The sequence below is a fragment of the Paraburkholderia sp. SECH4 genome (assembly GCF_030511745.1).
GTDB lineage: Bacteria > Pseudomonadota > Gammaproteobacteria > Burkholderiales > Burkholderiaceae > Paraburkholderia > Paraburkholderia madseniana.
Genome location: NZ_JALOCP010000001.1, coordinates 309,898 through 327,529, shown reverse-complemented (window position 1 = coordinate 327,529; position 17,632 = coordinate 309,898). Strand labels below are relative to the sequence as shown.

The window sequence follows — 17,632 nt, the reverse complement described above, 5'->3', positions numbered from 1 at the left end:
AATGAAGCCATTGCTGCGCGCTGTACTCATCCTCGATGCGTTGTTGCTGCTTGCGTTCGGCCTGCTGTTTCTGCTGACGCCCTGGACTTCGTTGTACAACGCGCTGCTCTTGGTGCAAACCCAGCCGGCTCTGGTCGGGCAGGGGTTTGGCGTGGCGCTGATCGGGCTCGCGTGGCTTGCTTTGCACGCGTCGATCGACGGTTCGCTCACGTCGACGGTCGCCAAGGTCGTTGGCCATGTGAACTGGTTGACCGGCGTGCTGATGCTGGTCTGGCTGCTCGGGCTGCATACGCCGGCGCTGACCGGCTTCGGGCAGATCATTGCGGTGCTGACCGGTGTGGTGCTGCTGGTGGTCGGCCTGGGTGGTGTGCGCCTGTCGGGCGCGGTGCGGCGGCGTGAAAAGGTGCGGCTGGTTGAAGCCGCAGCCGCTGAGCGCGCCGACAAGCAGGCCGCGAAAGATGTCGCCAAAGACGCTGCCAACAGGCGCGACTCCGGTCGCGTGACGGCGGAGCCGGTCTATCGCGCCGAGCCGGTCGTCGAGCCCGTTGTGCCGGTCACACGGCCCGTGAGTCCCGTTTCCGCTGCGCCGGTCTACCCATCGGTCGACGAACCGGGTCTGACGGCCTCTGAACGCGCCGCACGCGCCGAGGCTGCAACTGCGCGCGACGATGCCCGTAACGCCGCTGCCGACGCACCTGGTGCGCCCCGGCCGCCGTTTCATGGCTGACGCGCCAAGCGCCAGAACGCCTGCCGAAGCTACCGGATTCCGTTCGCACGCGCCGCAAGCAAGTGCCTGCGATGCTGAACGGTCTACCGCGCTTTATCGTCACGCTTCATGCTCGATTGTCCCCACGTGGACTGCTTTGAATTCAACGCCGCGCTTCAAGCGCGGTATCCCGTATCCGTTCACTTTTGACTCCGTCCGCTGCCATGCATGACAAGATCCTGATCCTCGACTTCGGTTCGCAAGTCACCCAACTGATTGCACGTCGCGTTCGCGAGGCCAACGTGTATTCGGAAATTCATCCGTACGACGTCGATGCGTCGTTCATTCGCGATTTCGCGCCGAAGGGCGTGATCCTTTCCGGCGGTCCGAGCTCGGTCACCGAAACGGATACGCCGCGCGTGCCGCAAGCGGTGTTCGAACTCGGCGTGCCCGTGCTGGGCATTTGCTATGGCATGCAGGCGATGGCCGAGCAGCTCGGTGGCAAGGTCGATATCGGCCACCTGCGTGAGTTCGGCTACGCCGAAGTGCGCGCGCGCAACCATACGAGCCTGCTCGAAGGCATCAGCGACTTCACCACGCCGGAAGGTCACGGCATGCTGAAGGTGTGGATGAGCCACGGCGACAAGGTCCTCGAAATGCCGCCCGGCTTCCAGTTGATGGCCTCGACGGAATCGTGCCCGATCGCGGCAATGGCCGACGAAGCGCGCCATTTCTACGGCCTGCAATGGCACCCGGAAGTGACGCATACCGTGCAAGGCCGCGCGATGCTCGAACGTTTCGTGCTGCAGATTTGCGGTGCGAATCCCGACTGGGAAATGGGCCATTACATCGACGAAGCCGTCGCGAAGATTCGCGAGCAGGTCGGCAAAGAGCACGTGATTCTGGGTCTGTCGGGTGGTGTGGATTCGTCGGTGGCGGCGGCGCTGCTGCATCGCGCGATCGGCGATCAACTGACCTGCGTGTTCGTCGATCACGGCCTCCTGCGTTTGAACGAAGCCGAGCAGGTGATGGCAACGTTCGCTGAGAACCTCGGCGTCAAGGTGATCCACGTCGACGCGAGCGAAGTGTTCCTGTCGAAGCTGGCCGGTGTGACCGATCCGGAAGCGAAGCGCAAGATCATCGGCGCGGAATTCGTCGAAGTGTTCCAGACCGAAGCCAACAAGCTGACCGACGCAAAGTGGCTCGCGCAAGGCACGATCTATCCGGACGTGATCGAATCGGCCGGCAAGGGCAAGAAGGCGACCCAGACCATCAAGAGCCACCACAACGTGGGCGGCCTGCCCGAGACGCTGAATCTGAAGCTGCTCGAACCGCTGCGCGAACTGTTCAAGGACGAAGTGCGCGAACTCGGCGTGAAGCTCGGTTTGCCGCCGGCGATGGTGTATCGCCACCCGTTCCCGGGCCCGGGTCTGGGCGTGCGGATTCTCGGCGAAGTGCGCCGCGATTTCGCCGATCTGCTGCGTCGCGCGGACGCGATTTTCATCGAGACGCTGCGCACGTTTATCGACAAGGAAACCGGCAAGTCATGGTACGACCTGACGAGCCAGGCTTTTGCGGTGTTCCTGCCGGTGAAGAGCGTGGGCGTGATGGGTGACGGGCGGACTTACGAGTATGTGGTTGCGCTACGCGCTGTGCAGACGCTGGACTTCATGACCGCGCATTGGGCGCATCTGCCGCACGAGTTGCTGGGGCATGTGTCGAACCGCATCATTAATGAAGTGCGTGGGATTAACCGGGTGGTTTATGACATCTCGGGGAAGCCGCCGGCTACGATTGAGTGGGAGTGAGGAGGGAAATACTCCCATCCAACTACTTACATCTCGCTCGGGTATTGCCCCGATATACCGTGATTTGTAAGACTTAATTCAAATGCGGCGTTAGCCATTTGAATTCCACCATCGAAGTTTGCGCCACGAAAGGTTAGTTAAACGGATGGTGCGTCGCCCGCTTATCGCCGGGGCTCGTTACTGCGCCGGCAACAGGATTTTCGTACGACGTTCTATTTCAACCTGGGACGCTATCCTGCGAGTAGATCCTGGACATCTGGAGAGATCTCGTGGTTGGTGACGGTGCATGATCGTCCTAACCACGGGAATTCGATAGATTGTGCACCAAGCTTGCACTTCCAATTTCAAGCTTGAAACAACCCAGTCCAAGGTTGTCGACCGTGACGGGGTTTCATGTCACGATGTCTGCTCGGCACCATTCTTTTTCTTCATGATTGTTGCAATCAACGGGCGGTGAGCGGAGGTGGCGATCGCTTGTTACGGGCATAGGGGACCTTGTTAGCTCGGCGCGGAAAAGTAGCCGATTGCGCGAGTGTGCCGTGCGGTTAGATTTTCGGCTATGGAATGGACGAGGCATCGGCAGGCTGTGGGGAGGCACCTTCGGCGAATCCGGCCGCAGGCTCGCTTGCGCAGGGGATGTAGCCAGAAGCCAGGCCGCCGGCCTTACTCTCAGCGTCGTGCGATTGATCGAGTTTTTTGCCTACATTTAGTGGTCTGCAACTTGTGGGGAAATTTCTATGAGCATGGCAAGGCAACATGTTCAATCAAACATTCCGCCGTCGCTCATGCGTTGCGAACTTCCCATGTGGAGGTATCGCATCGAGGACGAGGATGAGGTTCGTTGTGTTTATTGCGGCCACGTAATGGACGATCACTATGACCTTGACCATTGGAGCGTATCGTTTGAGGACTTTGCGTCTATTCACGAAGAGGCCATAAGAGATCCAGAATTTCCCGGTCCGCCCCCTGACCACCCTCACGCAGTGCTACGCGGTGACATTGTCGAGAGAAAGGTATGTCTGCACATTTGCCCTTATTGCGGTTGGTGGATCGCCGAAGATCGAGCGGTACTACCCGCGATGCAATGGCAGCATTGGGCAGTGACCTTGGCCTCGATGTCGGTTTTGCAGGACTTGGCGCTCAACGATATTAACTTGCCCCTTCAAGAAGTGCGGCGTTATTTGATGCGCAAATTCGAAGCCAGAACGTCTACCCATCCGCGGCTCTTTGAGTTGACCGTTGCAAGTGTCTTCAGCGATTTTGGTTACGAAGCGGCTGCAACGGCTTATTCAAACGACGGAGGAGTTGACGTCGTGTTACATGATGGTTCTGGGGCAAGGATAGGTGTCCAGGTAAAAAGACAAAGAAGATCAGTGGAAGTGGAGCAAATTAGGGCATTCCTCGGGGCGTTGATAATGGGGAACTTCACGAGCGGCATATTTGTATCGTCTTCTCGCTTTCGTAGAGGCGCAGTTCGTGCAGCACAGAGAAGTTCGGAAGGCATTATGCCGATCGAACTCATCGATGCAAATCGCTTCCTTGATATGCTTGGTTCAGTCCAGTTGAGCCATGCGCCAGTGCCGGATGATTGCGGTATCACTCGCGCCGAGTCTTTGAAATTTCATTGCGTCAACTACAGTCATTTAAACACGCTCTGATAATGGACTCACTTAAAGCCGATGACACCCTACGGGTAAAACATGGTCATTTATTGGGCTTGCAAGAGTTAACCGTCCGCGACGGCGGTTCATGGCAGCGAACGAACGACGGGCTGACAAGATGCATTCGTTTCTCTGGTGGGCGGTCCATTGTTTCATGCTCTTCGCGCAGGCAGTCTTGGTGGCGACACAAAGCGCAGATGGGCGTACCGATGGGCATCGTGATGAGAGCGATTTCAGAAGTCTTCCCAGAGGTTCTCTGCTATCTCTAGCGGTCGCGGAAAGGAACCCAAGTTAAGACCGGCTGAGGTCGCGGGGTTGTTTGCTATGAAGCGCCTGTCCTGCTAGCTCTCTGCTAGCATCCCAAGGCGTGCTACCCCGGAATAGGCTCGAAGAAGCTCGCGATTTGACATACGTCACGAGCGGGCGTATCAATTTCTCACTTAATCGTCCGCGTTAAGCTCCTGCGGCGCTCCCAATGTCGGACCGAATGCGACTGAGGATGCACGAGATCGTCGCATGTGCAACATGTCGTATAGTGTGTTCCACATTTTCGTTGAATACCATGTTATCTCCATGATCCAACGTGTCTATGTAGCGAGCAGTCATACTGAAGTCGTGATGGACCATGTCAGACAGGAAAGAATAGATACTCTTGTGATATTCTTCGCCGAGTGGAAATATCCTGGCCTTTTCCGCGACGACACTACAAAATCTGAATGCCTTGAGATGCGCGATCTTGATTCTGTTCGCATCAGCTTTAAGAACCCCTTCAGAGACGTTCCGCTTTCTCCTTTTCTCACACTCGACGTCCCATTTATCCGACGACATAACCGACGCCAATTGTAAATATTGGTACATGTGCATTGGCATCAACCAATCGATGTAAAATGTTAGTGCCAACTCATGAAGCGGGCGTAGTAAGCTTGTAGCAACCATCAGTTTTCCGTTGTCGACAAGCAGCCTGATAGACTCCACATGCTCTTTTGCGCGAACCAAAACAGAGTGCAATGAATGATGGTAGTGATTCGCGTCTCTTGCGGGTTTGTGAAAAACCCTCAAATCATTCTTTGTCTTCTCCACCTCGATCTCTAGTTTGGAAAGAGCATCTGACAATGAAATTTCCTCAGATTTGAGAAAATTATGAAATCCGTTAAGACGAACTGGAGTCGCTCCCTCGATCAAGCTAATGTAGTCCTTATCGCCCCGTGGAATCGATCGTATAGTGATGGCGGATTCTTCTAGGTCGCGCGGCTTGCCCATAAGCACAACAGGGACAACAGAAATTCCGAGTTCCTCGTATGCGACATGAATCGGAGTGTCGTCGGCGCATACGTACGAAAAATCATCGTTTTTGTTGGGATTTTCGTATATATGCAAGGAAAGACGGATTCCTGATGTAATCAGATCGTTGATCGAATCGACATCATTATTTCTGATGGTTTCTTCTATCAATTCAAATTCGCTTTTCGCTGATCGCCAAAATCCACGTCGGATGCGCGATATCGACATGCGGGTATAGTGAACGTTTGTCTTTCCGCTGAGAAATGCCACATATCTCGAAGTAAAAATTGGATCATTCTCAACATCGTCTCTCACTATGATCTTATTCGGCGGGATCTGGAATGTGGGGATTGAGCGAACAACGTTGAAAGGATTTGCGCTGGCGATGGGTTTGATTTCTTTCATGCTTTTATTGCGCGCTGTGTTGTTTAAGTGGTTCGGGGAAATTTACTACGATTTGCGTATTGAAAATGACAACTCGTTGGCCACCCGCTAGATCCGCGCGCTAGCGTCTGTTTGTACTCGGCGACAGAGCGGATGCGTACGCTCGCGTATCGCTTGTGCGACTGGCACAACGCTAAAGTGGACGCGAACGGACTCGGGCGCCCAATCCGAAATTTGGCCAGTAAAGGGCGACGCTCGATACCGAACGGACCGTTTGCACTGGCGTCCGGCTTCTTAAAGGTGCTGTTGCATGCCGGTCGTGTTCGCAAGGAAGGTTGTCGGTTTGATCACTTCCGATCAGCGCGGCAAGTACGGAGCCCTGGTTCCGGCTATTGCATCCGTTCAACCGCGGGCGCCTCCTACTTCTATGAGTTGAAGGCGTTACTCCAGCGATTGCAGGAGCAACCACAGGCGTTAGATGGCCCGTATGCTGAGCATGGCCACGTCTTGCAACTAGCCTTGCGTGAACTAGATTCACCTTCTGCAACATGCGCTGATCAGAAGTCCTCAAGCGTTTGCTGCAGCGTCGGCACTCTCTATGACCTCGAGGCTTTGGCGCTTGTGGCGGGTGCGAGGAACATAGGTTCTACGCGGTCTATCTGAAGCAAAACAGGCCCGTGAGGCCCATTCGGCGGATCGTGAGCCGCTGACGGATTCGATGTCAGGCGTGTACCGCACTGCTAGGACGAGTACGGCCTTTTGAGCTCGCGCTGCCAGCGCGTTTCGCGACTGGCCGTGCTTTCTTTGCCACTACGGCCTTCGTCGCGGTTTTGGCTTTTGCGGCCGCCTTTGGCACTGCTTTGGTCTTTGCCAGCGTGAGGTGCAACCCCATCGCGACGATCACCTTCATGATCGTCGCGAACTCGGCATTTCCTTTGTTGGAGAGCGCGCGGTACAACGCTTCACGCGCGATACCCGACTCGCGTGCGAGTGCCGTCATACCACGTGCCTTGGCAACGTCACCAAGTGCTGCCTGAATCTCAACCGGATCCCCGCCTTCAAACGCTTGGGCGAGATACAGCCGGTAGTCGTTTTCATCTTTCAGGTACTTCGACGCGTCGAACTCCATCAACTCGCTGACTTTCATGTCAAAACTCCAAATCTTTCGCGATGACCTTGGCGCGCTTGATGTCTGCGGCCTGCGTGGACTTGTCGCCACCGCATAAGATGATCACCAGCACATCGCCACGCTGCTTGAAATAGACACGGTAGCCTTTGCCCACATCGATCTTCATTTCCGAGATGCCGTCGCCTACGGCACGCCAATGTCCAAGGTTGCCTAGCCGTGCCCGGCTGAGCCGACCGACGATCGCCATCGCCGCCTGGCGGTCCCGCACGCGCGATAACCAACTGTCAAATTCGGCCGTAATGATCAGCTTCGTCATGCTCGGATTGTAATCCATGGGTTACGGAATATCAAACGCTCGCGCTGACGGGTAAAACGCTGTTAATCGTTGGGCATGGGCCGATCGTCCGAACGAGGATCGCATTGGACGGAGCCTGACGGTATCGATGACGGTATCGCGGCCAACAATCGTATTGACATGCCTCGTTATGGCGATTCTGCGGAAAAAACGGCATCAATCGTCCGATGCAGTCGATTGAAAGCCGTTGGGTGCCGACAGGAATATCCGGTACCACTGACGGTATCGACGTCACATGAGCGGCGGAAACGCCGTCCACACAAGGCTCCAGCGTCGGATTGACAATCGAGTGGGAGTAGGGGTAATTCTGTTTTAAATCAACGGGTTACGATGTCCGATAAATAACGCTCGCCCAATTCTAAATTGGGCAGGGTCGGTTAGTAACCTGTTGAAAATTTGGAGATTTTTTATTCCATCTTGTCTTTTCTGGGTTCCGCGAGCGCAATTTGGCGGTATTTCTGACGGTATTCGCGGACAGTCTCCACAGAGGTGCTTGATGCCGTCAGAGGGATTATTGGTATCTGCGATGGCATCTGGAACAGTGTGATAGGCACTCGACAGTTGCTACGTCGATGACGCTGGGAGGCACGGATTGCGCAGGTGCTCGGGACCCTCGTCAAATTTGCAGAATTTTGACCCGCAAGTAATAAGGATTGCTATTCATTGAAGGTGGTTCGCTCCCTCGTCGAGCGTCCCATGCCGACCATCCACCGGACGGCCCAGTAGAGCGAGCGACGGTTGTACTTAAAAAGTTGTCGTTGTGGTTGGCGAAACCCTTATGGCGGCTCGGGTTGATCGAGCGGGAAAAGGGGCAAACCGACCGCCTGAATTGTTTCCTTCATCATTGACATTTCTTCAATAGTAGATATATTCTACAAATTCGAGCACCCTGCGTCTCTGACGACGCGCCAAGGGCGTTCGGCTGGCAATCGTTTCGTTTGGGTATGACCTGGGAGTCAGATTGCTTTCTGGTTCCTCACGCTTCGCGACATGCATTATGGACTGCTGATTTATGAATGCGTTCGGCATGTTCCGTGCTCTCGATCGAAATCAAGTCGTAAGGGTTCAAAGCGGGCCCAAAAGCTGTCTTCACCGAAATCTCTAGAACAGAAGGAGTTAACCATGACTATTCAATTGCATAACCCAGCTGGAATCGCGCCACCGTTCTCATGCTACAGCCATGGCGCGTCGGTGCCGGCTGACGCGCGCTGGCTGTATGTCTCGGGCCAGGTTGGCGTTACGACTGATGGCATCGTTCCAGATGACCCCGTGAAGCAGATCGAACTGGCCTGGGACAATCTACTGGCGGTGCTGGCCGATGCCGGTATGGGCGTGACCGATCTGGTCAAGGTCGACGGCTTTATCACCCGGCCGGACCTCGTGCCTCATTATCGAAAGGAGCGCGAGCGGCGAGTGGCTGGTCACGCCGCTGCTACCACCATGGTCATCGTCGCCGGCTTGGCGGAACCCAACCTGCTCGTGGAGATTCAGGCGGTCGCAGCCCGTTAGGCATCGCGCCCTGTGCGTCAGCGGCGCGTCGGGCACTTCTCGATGGAGGTGCCCGCTACTCAATCAGGCCGTCGCCGTGTCGTTGCATGTCAGGCAACAGCGCTTCTCGCGTGACGTCCACGCAACCATTCAAGCGCGAGCAGCAGGCTCGTCGAGAACAGGATCAGGATCGTCGCCAGCGCAGCGATGGTTGGGCTGATGTTCTCGCGGATGCCAGTGAACATCTGGCGCGGCAGCGTCGTCTGGTCGGCGCCCGCGAGGAACAGCGTGACCACCACTTCGTCAAACGATGTCGCAAAGGCGAAAAGCGCACCTGACATCACACCAGGTGCGATCACCGGCAGCGTGACGCGGAAGAACGTCTCAACCGGATTTGCGCCCAGCGACAGGCTCGCACGCACGAGGTTATGGTTGAAGCCCTGCAGTGTTGCCGCGACGGTCGTGACGACGAACGGGGCGCCGAGCGCCGCATGCGCGGCGATCAGACCGGTATAGGTGTTCGCGAGTCCGAGCGGGGCGAAGAACAGGTACATGCCGACGCCGACCACGACGACCGGCACGATCATCGGCGAGAGCAGCACAGCCATCAGCAGACCTTTGCCGTGGAAGTCGGCCTTAGTGAGGCCGATCGCAGCGAGCGTACCGAGCACGGTCGCGACGACGGTCGCCGATGGCGTGACGATAAAACTGTTCTTCGCGGCCATCCGCCACTCGTCCGAACTGATCAGGTGCTCGTACCAGCGCATCGAGAAGCCCGGAATCGGATAGACGAGAAATGTGCTCGACGAGAACGACAGCGGCACGATCGCGAGGACCGGCAGGATCAGATACAGCAGCGTCAGCACGACGAGCACGCGCAGCGCGACGTACCACGCCCGCTCGGCGAACGACATATGCGGCGCGAACAGCGGCCTGGCAAGTTTCATGGTCAGATTCTCCTTGTTTCGCGTAATCGTCGGCTCAACTGAGGCTGAGTTTTGAGCGCGTGAACCGGCCGTACACCGCGTACAGCACCAGCGTTGCCGCGAGCAGCAGCCCGCCGAGCGCGCACGCCATGCCCCAGTTGATCGTATCGTTCGTGTAGTAGGCGACGTAGTAGCTGACCATCTGGTCGTCCGGGCCGCCGAGCAGTGCAGGGGTGATGTAGTAGCCGATCGCGAGAATGAACGCGAGCAGCGCGCCGGCGGCGACACCCGGATAGGTCTGCGGCACGTACACTCGCCAGAACGCCGCGAACGGATGACTGCCGAGCGATACGGCCGCGCGCTGGTAGGTCGGCGGAATCGACTTCATCACGCTGTAGAGTGGCAGGATCATGAATGGCAGCAGGATGTGCGTCATCGAGATGTACACGCCGACGCGGTTGAACAGCAGCGCCAGCGGTTGCGCGATCAGCCCGCTGCCGATCAGCGCCTTGTTGACGAGCCCGTCGTTTTGCAGCAGCACGATCCACGCCGCGACCCGCACGAGCACCGAGGTCCAGAAGGGAATCAGCACGAGGATCATCACGAGATTCGCGCGGCGCTCGGACAGTCGCGAGACCCAGTACGCGAGCGGATAGCCTAGCAGCAGCGCGAACAGGGTGACCGCCATGCCGATCAGGAACGTGCGGCCGAAGATTGTGAGGTAGATCGACTGCTCGGGATCTGCGTGCACGATATGGCTGAAGCCGTCCTGCTTGTGGTCGAGTGCGGCGAGCAGATAGAACGGCGAGATCTGGCTGCCGTTTTTCGCGATCGCCTGCAAGTAGGTGGCGTCGCCCCAGCGCGCATCGAACTCGATCAGCTTCTCGCGCGTCTGCGCGGGCGTCAGCGGCTGGTCGCTGCTGCCCTTGAGCGGCATCGCGCGCGCCGTTTTCGCCACGAACGAACGAAAGCCGGGAATTTCCAGGTTCAGACGCGACGCGAGCGTACCCATTCCGTCGGTGCCGGCGAGCTTCGTCATGTCGGCTGCGAGCGCGGCGTAGGCCGCGTCGGGTGGTGGCACGTGACGGTCCCAGCCCGACAACGCCGCGACTGTGTTCGGCAGCGCCGTCGCGATCTCGGGGTTCTGCACCGCGCGTGTGAGCAGCGCGCCAATCGGCACGACGAAGATGAGCAAAACGAAGATCGCGAGCGGCGCGATCAAGAGGAGCGCCATCGCCCGTTTACGAGCCCCGGCTAAGCGGAGTTCGCGCTTGAGCGCGGCCGTCGACAGTGTCGACGAGGAAGGGGCGATCGTCATCGTATTCAACGTTTTTCTCCGGCCGGACCGCGACCCGGCGGAATGCCGCACGACGCGATGCGCGCCGCGCGGCCGGTTGGGTCAGAAAAACATCCGCACGCTTACTTCGCGGCCCATGCGGCGAAGCGCTGCTCGAGTTCGTCGCCGTGATCGGTCCAGAAGCCGATGTCCTGCAGGGTTGCGTCTTTGGCGTTGGTCGGCGAGTTGGGGAGGTTCGCGAGAGTCTTGGCGTCGAGCGATTTGAGCGCCACGACATCTGCCGGGCCATACGCGATATGTTGCGTGAACGCCACCTGCGATTTGGGCGTGAGCGTGTACGCAATGTACTGCTCGGCGAGCGCCTTGTTCGGCGTGCCCTTCGGAATCACCCAGTAGTCGAGGTCGTATATGCTGCCGTTCCACATGACCTTCAGGTTCTGGCCTTCTCTTTGTGCGGCGTCGATGCGGCCGTTGAACGCGGTCGACATCACGACATCACCGGCGACGAGGAACTGCGGCGGCTGCGCACCCGCCTCCCACCACTGGATGTAGGGTTTCAGCTCGCCGAGCTTCTTGAACGCACGATCCTGGCCGGTCTTCGTGGCGAGCACCTTGTACACGTCCTTTGGTGCAACCCCGTCGGCCATCAGCGCGAATTCGAGGTTGTAGCGCGCGCCTTTGCGCATTGCGCGCTTGCCGGGGAATTTCTTGATGTCCCAGAAATCGGCCCAGCTGGTCGGCGCCGTCTTGAGTTTGTCGGCGTTATAGGCAAGTGCCATCGACCACACAACGAAGCCGACCCCGCAGGTCTGCGGCGCTTCAGGGACCAAATCCGACTTCTTCGCGATCTTCGACCAGTCGAGCTGTTCATACAAGCCCTCATCGCAGCCGCGGTTCAGCTCACCCGACTCGACCTCGACGACGTCCCAGTTGACGTGCTTTGCCTCGACCATGGCCTTCACCCTGGCCTGCTCGCCGTTGTACTCGACGACAGTGACCTTGTTGCCGGTCGCTTTTTCAAACGGCTCGTTGAATGCGATGTTCTGCACTTGCCCCCAACTGCCTCCGAAGTTGACAACCGTCAGTTCCGCAGCGGATGCGGGTGCTCCGGACATCACCAGCGTGAGCGCGAGCACCGTGCAGGGCGCGGCAAAGTTTGCTCGAGTGATCATGGTTCCTTCTCCTCAATGACGAAAACGAATCGTTGTGTCGGACTGGCCAGCGTAGAAATCGTGTAGACAGCTACGCAAAAACGCGCAGATGTTCAGGCGCGAATGCGAGTGTCACGGGCGCGCCGGGTGCAAATCGTTCAAGTGCACCGGTACCGATCGGTACCTTGACGAAACATTCGTCTTGCCCTTTGAACGCGCAGCGCATCCGCACGTGGTCCCCGAAATAGATCAGACTGCGAGCCTCTCCCGCCAGCGCGTTTGCCGCTGCGTCGTTCGCTCGATCGCTGCCGTACACTACGTTCATGCGCTCGGGGCGAATGCATGCGATGGCGGAGGCGCCCGCCGCCGCGTTGCCGATATTGCGGCCGACGAGCCGCGTTCCGTCGTCAAGCCGGAAGTCGCAAAATTCGCCGTCCACTGACGCGATCGTCCCGCGCAACCGGTTGCTGTCGCCGACGAAGTTCGCCACGAACTCGTTGCATGGCGATTCGTACATACGGTCTACGGTGTCGAGCTGCTGCACGACGCCTTTGTCGAATACCGCGACCCGGTCTGACATGGTGAGCGCCTCGTCCTGATCATGTGTGACGTAGACGAACGTCAGGCCGAGTTCTGCGTGCAGGGACTTCAGCTCGTACTGCATGTGCTCGCGCAGTTGCTTGTCGAGCGCGCCAAGCGGCTCGTCCATGAGCACGAGCTTGGGTTTGGACACGAGTGCGCGTGCGAGCGCGATGCGCTGCTGCTGGCCACCTGACAGTTGTGCCGGATAGCGCTTCTCGAAGCTTTCCATGCGTACCATCCTCAGGGCTTCGTTCACACGCGCGGCACGTTCGGTAGCAGGCACCTTGCGCACACTGAGGGGATACGCCACGTTCTGTCCTACCGTCAGGTGCGGAAACAACGCATAGTTCTGAAACACCATGCCAATGTCCCGCTTGTGAGGGGGGACGTTGTTGAGCAGCTTGCCGTCGAGGTGGATCTCGCCACCGGTAGGAAATTCGAAGCCTGCAAGCATCATCAGGCAGGTCGTCTTGCCGGAGCCCGAGGGTCCGAGCAAGGTGAGAAATTCTCCGCGGTAGATATCGAGATCGAGCGATTTGACGACGAGCGACTCGCCATCGTAAGTTTTCCTAACGCTTCGAAAGCTGACAATCACTTCCTGAGTCTTCGGCACAGCTGCCTCCGTTCAACGCGACAATTACCAACAGAATGCGGAGCGAAGCGGCGAGGTCAACCCGCGTCTGTGAGAGCCCGCTCCGCAACCTCGTCCACGGCCTGCTTCACGATGCCAACGATCTCGTCTGCCTCGTCGCGGCTCATCACGAGCGGCGGTGCGAAACCGAGGATGTCGCCGTGCGGCATGGCGCGCGCGATCAGACCTCGCTGCAGCGCGGCTGCGGCAACCCGCGGCCCGATCTTCAGAGCCGGGTCGAAGGGCTTGCGCGCCTCCTTGTCTGCCATGAATTCCAGCGCAGCCAGCATGCCCGTGCTGCGCACCTCGCCCACCAGCGGGTGTGAGCCGAACGCTTCACGCAGTTGCGCGCCGAAGTAAGAGCCAACTTGCGCGGCGTTTTCCACCAGCTTTTCGCGCTCGATGATCGTGAGATTGGCGAGCGCCGCGGCCGCACACACCGGGTGCCCGGAATAGGTCCAGCCATGTCCCATCGGTCCGTGCTCCTGCGAGCCCCGCGCAATCACATCCCAGACCTTTTCGCCCACGATGACACCTGAGAGCGGCGCATACGCGCTCGTGAGTCCCTTCGCAACGGTGATGAGGTCGGGCTGGATGCCAAAGTGCTGCGCACCCATCTTCGAGCCGAGCCGGCCGAAGCCGCACACGACTTCGTCGCAGATCAGGAGAATGTCGTGCTTTTTCAGCACCTGCTGGATCGCGGGCCAGTAGCCGGCTGGAGGCGGCAAGATCCCGCCGGTGCCCATTACAGGCTCACCGATGAAGGCTGCGATTGTGTCGGCACCTTCACGTTTAATCAGCTTTTCGAGTTCGTCCACGCAGTACGATACGAACGCGGCCTCATTCATTCCCGTGGGCGCCTTGCGATACCAGTGGGGGCAGACCGTGTGCTTCACGCGCTCGATCGGTAGATCGAAATGCTGATGGAAGCTCGGCAGGCCCGTGAGACTGCCCGTCACAATGCCCGAGCCGTGATAGCCGCGCTCGCGCGAGATGATCTTCTTTTTGTTCGGGCGGCCCAGCACGTTGTTGTAGTACCAGACGATCTTGATCTGCGTTTCGTTCGCGTCCGAGCCGGACATGCCGTAGTAAACCTTCTTCATGCCGGCCGGCGCCCACTCCATGAGGCGCGAAGACAGCTCGATGATTGCGTCCGACGAATGGCCGACGTAGGTGTGGTAATAGGCAAGCTGCTTTGCCTGCTCATACATGGCGTCGGCGACTTCGGTACGGCCATAGCCGATGTTCACGCAGTAAAGTCCCGCAAAGGCGTCGATGTATTGCCGGCCTTCATGATCTTCGATGCGGATGCCGCTGCCGCCGCGCACGATCTTGCCCGGCAGCGCGCCGCTTTGGTGATCGTGAGCGTGCGTGGACGGATGCATGAAATGCGCACGGTCCTGCTCGAACAGTGCGTCGATCGATTGAGTCATGTCGTCTCCTGATTCGGGCTCGAGCCGTGGCTTGGGTAGCGAGGCGCTGGCCCGGATAACAATGGTTTTATTGCATTGCACAGCGAATTTCTTCGGAAACCACCTAAATCGTCTTACATGGTAGACACAATCTACTATGGAAGATACACTAGCAGACAGAAAGTGAGCCATCAAGCGTTTTCAAAAAAGCTTGTGACGATGCGCTAGACTCTCGCCGACCCCCTTATGAACAGTCATAGATGAACAGTCTTATGGAACTTCCACCTGAAGCTGCAGGCGACCACGACGAGTTAAATCAGGAGTTTGGGCGCCGCATGCGCGCGCTGCGGGAGCGCGGCGAGCTGACACTCGAAGAGCTGGCGACGAGATCTGGCGTGAGCCGGGCCATGCTTTCAAAGGTCGAGCGAGGCGAAAAGAGTCCGACCATCGGGGTAGCAAAACGGATCGCGCACGCCCTCGAGACGACACTGAGCTTCCTTACCGGCGGCGTCGAGGATCGGCAAGCCGTAGCGGTAGTTCGGCGTGAACAGCGGCATATTTTCCGGGACAGCGAAACCGGCTTCGAGCGCCACATTCTTTCTCCGACCATGGTTGGTAGCCAGGTCGAGTTGCTCCAGCACTGGCTGCCGGCCGGCGTGTCCACAGGCATGATGCCGGCTTACCGAAGCGGAACAGAAAAGCACGTGACAGTGGCAGAAGGGGAGTTGATCGTTTCGTTGCCGGGCCAGGAAATTCGCTTGTCGGAAGGTGACACTCTGTTCTTCGAGGCCAGGGTCGAGCACGCCTTCAGCAATCGCTCCAGAAAGCATTGCTCCTATTACCTGGTCATCTCCCGGCGCGACGACAAGTAAGTCGGGCAAGCTGTGGCCGCCCAGAAAGGGTGGCCGTTGACATTCTCCTATCGTAGATATATTCTACTTGCACATCCCGGAAAGTGCCGGGAACCAGCCTCGCGGGTGTCTCGTTCCTTTGATCGCCCAGGTCGTGCCATCTCTTCATCCCGCTTTAGCAGTTTTCATAAGGAGTGCAAATTGGAAAACGCAAACCCGAATCTTGAAGTAGGGGAGCTCGACCTGAAGTTGGCCAATCTCCGCATCGGTGGTGCATTTGCCCTCGGCGCCGAGCTCGACGGCCGGATCGTGAATATCACGCAGGCTGGCGCTAACTTCGAGTTGCCGGCGCCGGCTGATATGGACGATTTGCTTCAGAACGACCGTGCTGCCGACGTATCGGCGATCGTGAACCGCCTTCGGCAGGACGGCGGAATCGAATCGGTTGAGGTACGTGAGGCTGCTTTCGCTCCCCTTGTCACGCGGCCGCGGAAGATCATCTGCGTGGGGTTCAACTACCAGGCGCATGCGGCGGAGACGGGAACGCCCATTCCCAAGGCGCCGCCAATCTTTAGCAAGTTTGCGAACGCACTCAATCACCATGACGGCGACATTGAACTGCCTACTATGGTAGACAAGGAGTTCGACTACGAGACGGAACTCGTGATTGTGTTCGGGCGGAAATGCAAGAACGTGTCGAAGGAGAATGCGCTATCCGTTGTTGCGGGCTACGCGGTCGGTAATGACTTCAGCGCCCGAGGTCTGCAGAACATCACGACGCAGTTTACGGCGGGGAAAATGTCGGATGGTTTTGCTCCGCTGGGCCCCTGGCTCGTTACCCGGGATCGCGTGCCGGACCCGAACAACCTGAGGTTGCAAACCTGGGTGAACGGCGAAATCAGGCAGGACAGCAGCACCGGCGAAATGATCTTCGACTGCCGCGAGATCATCCGCTACGTGGCCAGCATCATGACGATCGAGCCGGGCGACATTCTGTTTACTGGGACGCCGCCGGGGGTGATCTGGGGGAAAAAGGTGCCGCGCGACGAGCGTCAATGGCTTAAAGCGGACGACAAAGTGGTGTCCGCGATCGAAGGGCTCGGTGAGCTCGCCATTCATCTTCGCTGAGAACGGGGCAGCCATGAGCCATGACGCGACGATCGAGCGACTGTACGTTCTCGACGCAGGCATAGCGCAGGTCGACGATGCCTCGATTTACTCTCCCGGATTCAATGTCGGCAAGCCGATGACGTTAAGCTGCAATGCGTATCTCATCCGCCATCGCGGACAATGGATGCTATGGGACACCGGCACCCAGGACGATCTGATCGGCGAGCCGGAAGGCCGGATCATCGCCCACGGTATCCGCGGAACGATCAGCAAGACGATCGCGTCGCAACTTCAGGAAATCGGGGTTGAGCCTGATGAAATCGGTACGCTGGCGCTTTCGCATGCGCATTACGACCATGTGGGCAATTGTCGGCTGTTCACGAAGGCCGAGTGGATCGTGCAGACGGCTGAATATGAAGCCATGTTTGGCCCGGATCCTGACGCTTTCGGATTTAGGCCTGAGCTGTACGGCATGCTGCGTAACAACAGGCTCAGGTTGATCGAGGGCGACCACGACGTTTATGGAGACGGCGCCGTCCGTATCATTTTCACGCCCGGCCACACCCCTGGCCATTGCTCGCTGTTGCTGAATCTTCCCGAGACCGGGCGAGTCGTGTTGAGTGGCGATATTGCTCACAATCGGCGTAACTTCCAATGCAGATGCGTTCCTTCTTTCAATGTCGACGCACAGCAGTCAATTGCGTCGATGAACAGGGTCGAAGAGCTTTTGGCGGCTGAAGGTGCGACGTTATTCGTCAATCATGATATTGCCCAGAATGCAACCTTGCCCCATGCACCTGACTGGCTCTCCTGATTGTGTATGTATTGGTCGGCGTCCGCACGGTGCAATGTTCGATTAC

General features: G+C 58.1%; 14 protein-coding genes and 1 pseudogene. 7 read left to right on the top strand and 8 right to left on the bottom strand.

Annotation, left to right across the window (positions count from 1 at the left end; all coding sequences use genetic code 11):
• Position 1 precedes the first annotated feature (1 nt).
• The 3 genes from M0D67_RS01380 to M0D67_RS01370 all read left to right on the top strand — a co-directional run bounded on the left by M0D67_RS01380 (position 2) and on the right by M0D67_RS01370 (position 4,172).
• Positions 2-727, top strand: coding sequence for a hypothetical protein (locus M0D67_RS01380; RefSeq protein ID WP_171926002.1), 726 nt, complete (start codon positions 2-4; stop codon positions 725-727).
• A gap of 203 nt (positions 728-930) precedes the next feature.
• Positions 931-2,514, top strand: a complete 1,584-nt coding sequence (gene guaA, locus M0D67_RS01375) for a glutamine-hydrolyzing GMP synthase (protein ID WP_154565991.1) — start codon at positions 931-933, stop codon at positions 2,512-2,514.
• 737 nt (positions 2,515-3,251) lie between these two features.
• On the top strand, positions 3,252-4,172 hold the full coding sequence (locus tag M0D67_RS01370) for a restriction endonuclease (protein WP_266236933.1): 921 nt from the start codon (positions 3,252-3,254) through the stop codon (positions 4,170-4,172).
• A gap of 456 nt (positions 4,173-4,628) precedes the next feature.
• Here the strand turns inward: M0D67_RS01370 and M0D67_RS01365 are convergent, their stop codons facing one another.
• The 3 genes and pseudogenes from M0D67_RS01365 to M0D67_RS01355 form a co-directional block, all read right to left on the bottom strand.
• Positions 4,629-5,861 carry a hypothetical protein gene (locus M0D67_RS01365; RefSeq protein WP_266236931.1) on the bottom strand — a complete coding sequence of 411 codons (1,233 nt, stop codon included), beginning with the start codon at positions 5,859-5,861 and terminating at the stop codon, positions 4,629-4,631.
• Between the two features lie 847 nt (positions 5,862-6,708).
• A pseudogene (locus M0D67_RS01360) lies at positions 6,709-6,987 on the bottom strand (addiction module antidote protein); the annotation flags it as partial.
• Between the two features lies 1 nt (position 6,988).
• Positions 6,989-7,285 (bottom strand): type II toxin-antitoxin system RelE/ParE family toxin, encoded by a 297-nt coding sequence (locus M0D67_RS01355; RefSeq protein ID WP_166618309.1) that lies wholly within the window; start codon positions 7,283-7,285, stop codon positions 6,989-6,991.
• A gap of 1,161 nt (positions 7,286-8,446) precedes the next feature.
• Between M0D67_RS01355 and M0D67_RS01350 the strand changes: the two genes are divergently transcribed.
• On the top strand, positions 8,447-8,833 hold the full coding sequence (locus tag M0D67_RS01350; RefSeq protein ID WP_166618308.1) for a RidA family protein: 387 nt from the start codon (positions 8,447-8,449) through the stop codon (positions 8,831-8,833).
• 89 nt (positions 8,834-8,922) lie between these two features.
• On the opposite strand, the gene M0D67_RS01345 is transcribed toward M0D67_RS01350, so the two are convergent.
• From M0D67_RS01345 to M0D67_RS01325, 5 genes are all read right to left on the bottom strand, one after another.
• The gene (locus M0D67_RS01345) at positions 8,923-9,759 is read right to left on the bottom strand and encodes an ABC transporter permease (protein WP_171926005.1); all 837 of its coding nucleotides are present in this window, start codon (positions 9,757-9,759) and stop codon (positions 8,923-8,925) included.
• Positions 9,760-9,793: 34 nt separating this feature from the next.
• Positions 9,794-11,056 carry an ABC transporter permease gene (locus M0D67_RS01340; RefSeq protein ID WP_171926034.1) on the bottom strand — a complete coding sequence of 421 codons (1,263 nt, stop codon included), beginning with the start codon at positions 11,054-11,056 and terminating at the stop codon, positions 9,794-9,796.
• A gap of 101 nt (positions 11,057-11,157) precedes the next feature.
• Complete coding sequence (locus M0D67_RS01335) at positions 11,158-12,207, bottom strand: ABC transporter substrate-binding protein (protein ID WP_154561885.1); 1,050 nt, start codon at positions 12,205-12,207, stop codon at positions 11,158-11,160.
• Positions 12,208-12,277: 70 nt separating this feature from the next.
• Positions 12,278-13,381, bottom strand: coding sequence for an ABC transporter ATP-binding protein (locus tag M0D67_RS01330; RefSeq protein WP_233464925.1), 1,104 nt, complete (start codon positions 13,379-13,381; stop codon positions 12,278-12,280).
• 56 nt (positions 13,382-13,437) lie between these two features.
• On the bottom strand, positions 13,438-14,832 hold the full coding sequence (locus M0D67_RS01325) for an aspartate aminotransferase family protein (RefSeq protein ID WP_154561887.1): 1,395 nt from the start codon (positions 14,830-14,832) through the stop codon (positions 13,438-13,440).
• 251 nt (positions 14,833-15,083) lie between these two features.
• Here M0D67_RS01325 and M0D67_RS01320 point away from each other — a divergent pair, with 251 nt between their 5' ends.
• From M0D67_RS01320 to M0D67_RS01310, 3 genes are all read left to right on the top strand, one after another.
• Positions 15,084-15,683 (top strand): helix-turn-helix domain-containing protein, encoded by a 600-nt coding sequence (locus M0D67_RS01320; protein ID WP_233464926.1) that lies wholly within the window; start codon positions 15,084-15,086, stop codon positions 15,681-15,683.
• Positions 15,684-15,863: 180 nt separating this feature from the next.
• Complete coding sequence (locus tag M0D67_RS01315) at positions 15,864-16,790, top strand: fumarylacetoacetate hydrolase family protein (RefSeq protein ID WP_154561891.1); 927 nt, start codon at positions 15,864-15,866, stop codon at positions 16,788-16,790.
• A gap of 13 nt (positions 16,791-16,803) precedes the next feature.
• Positions 16,804-17,586 (top strand): N-acyl homoserine lactonase family protein, encoded by a 783-nt coding sequence (locus tag M0D67_RS01310; protein ID WP_171926006.1) that lies wholly within the window; start codon positions 16,804-16,806, stop codon positions 17,584-17,586.
• Positions 17,587-17,632: the final 46 nt, after the last annotated feature.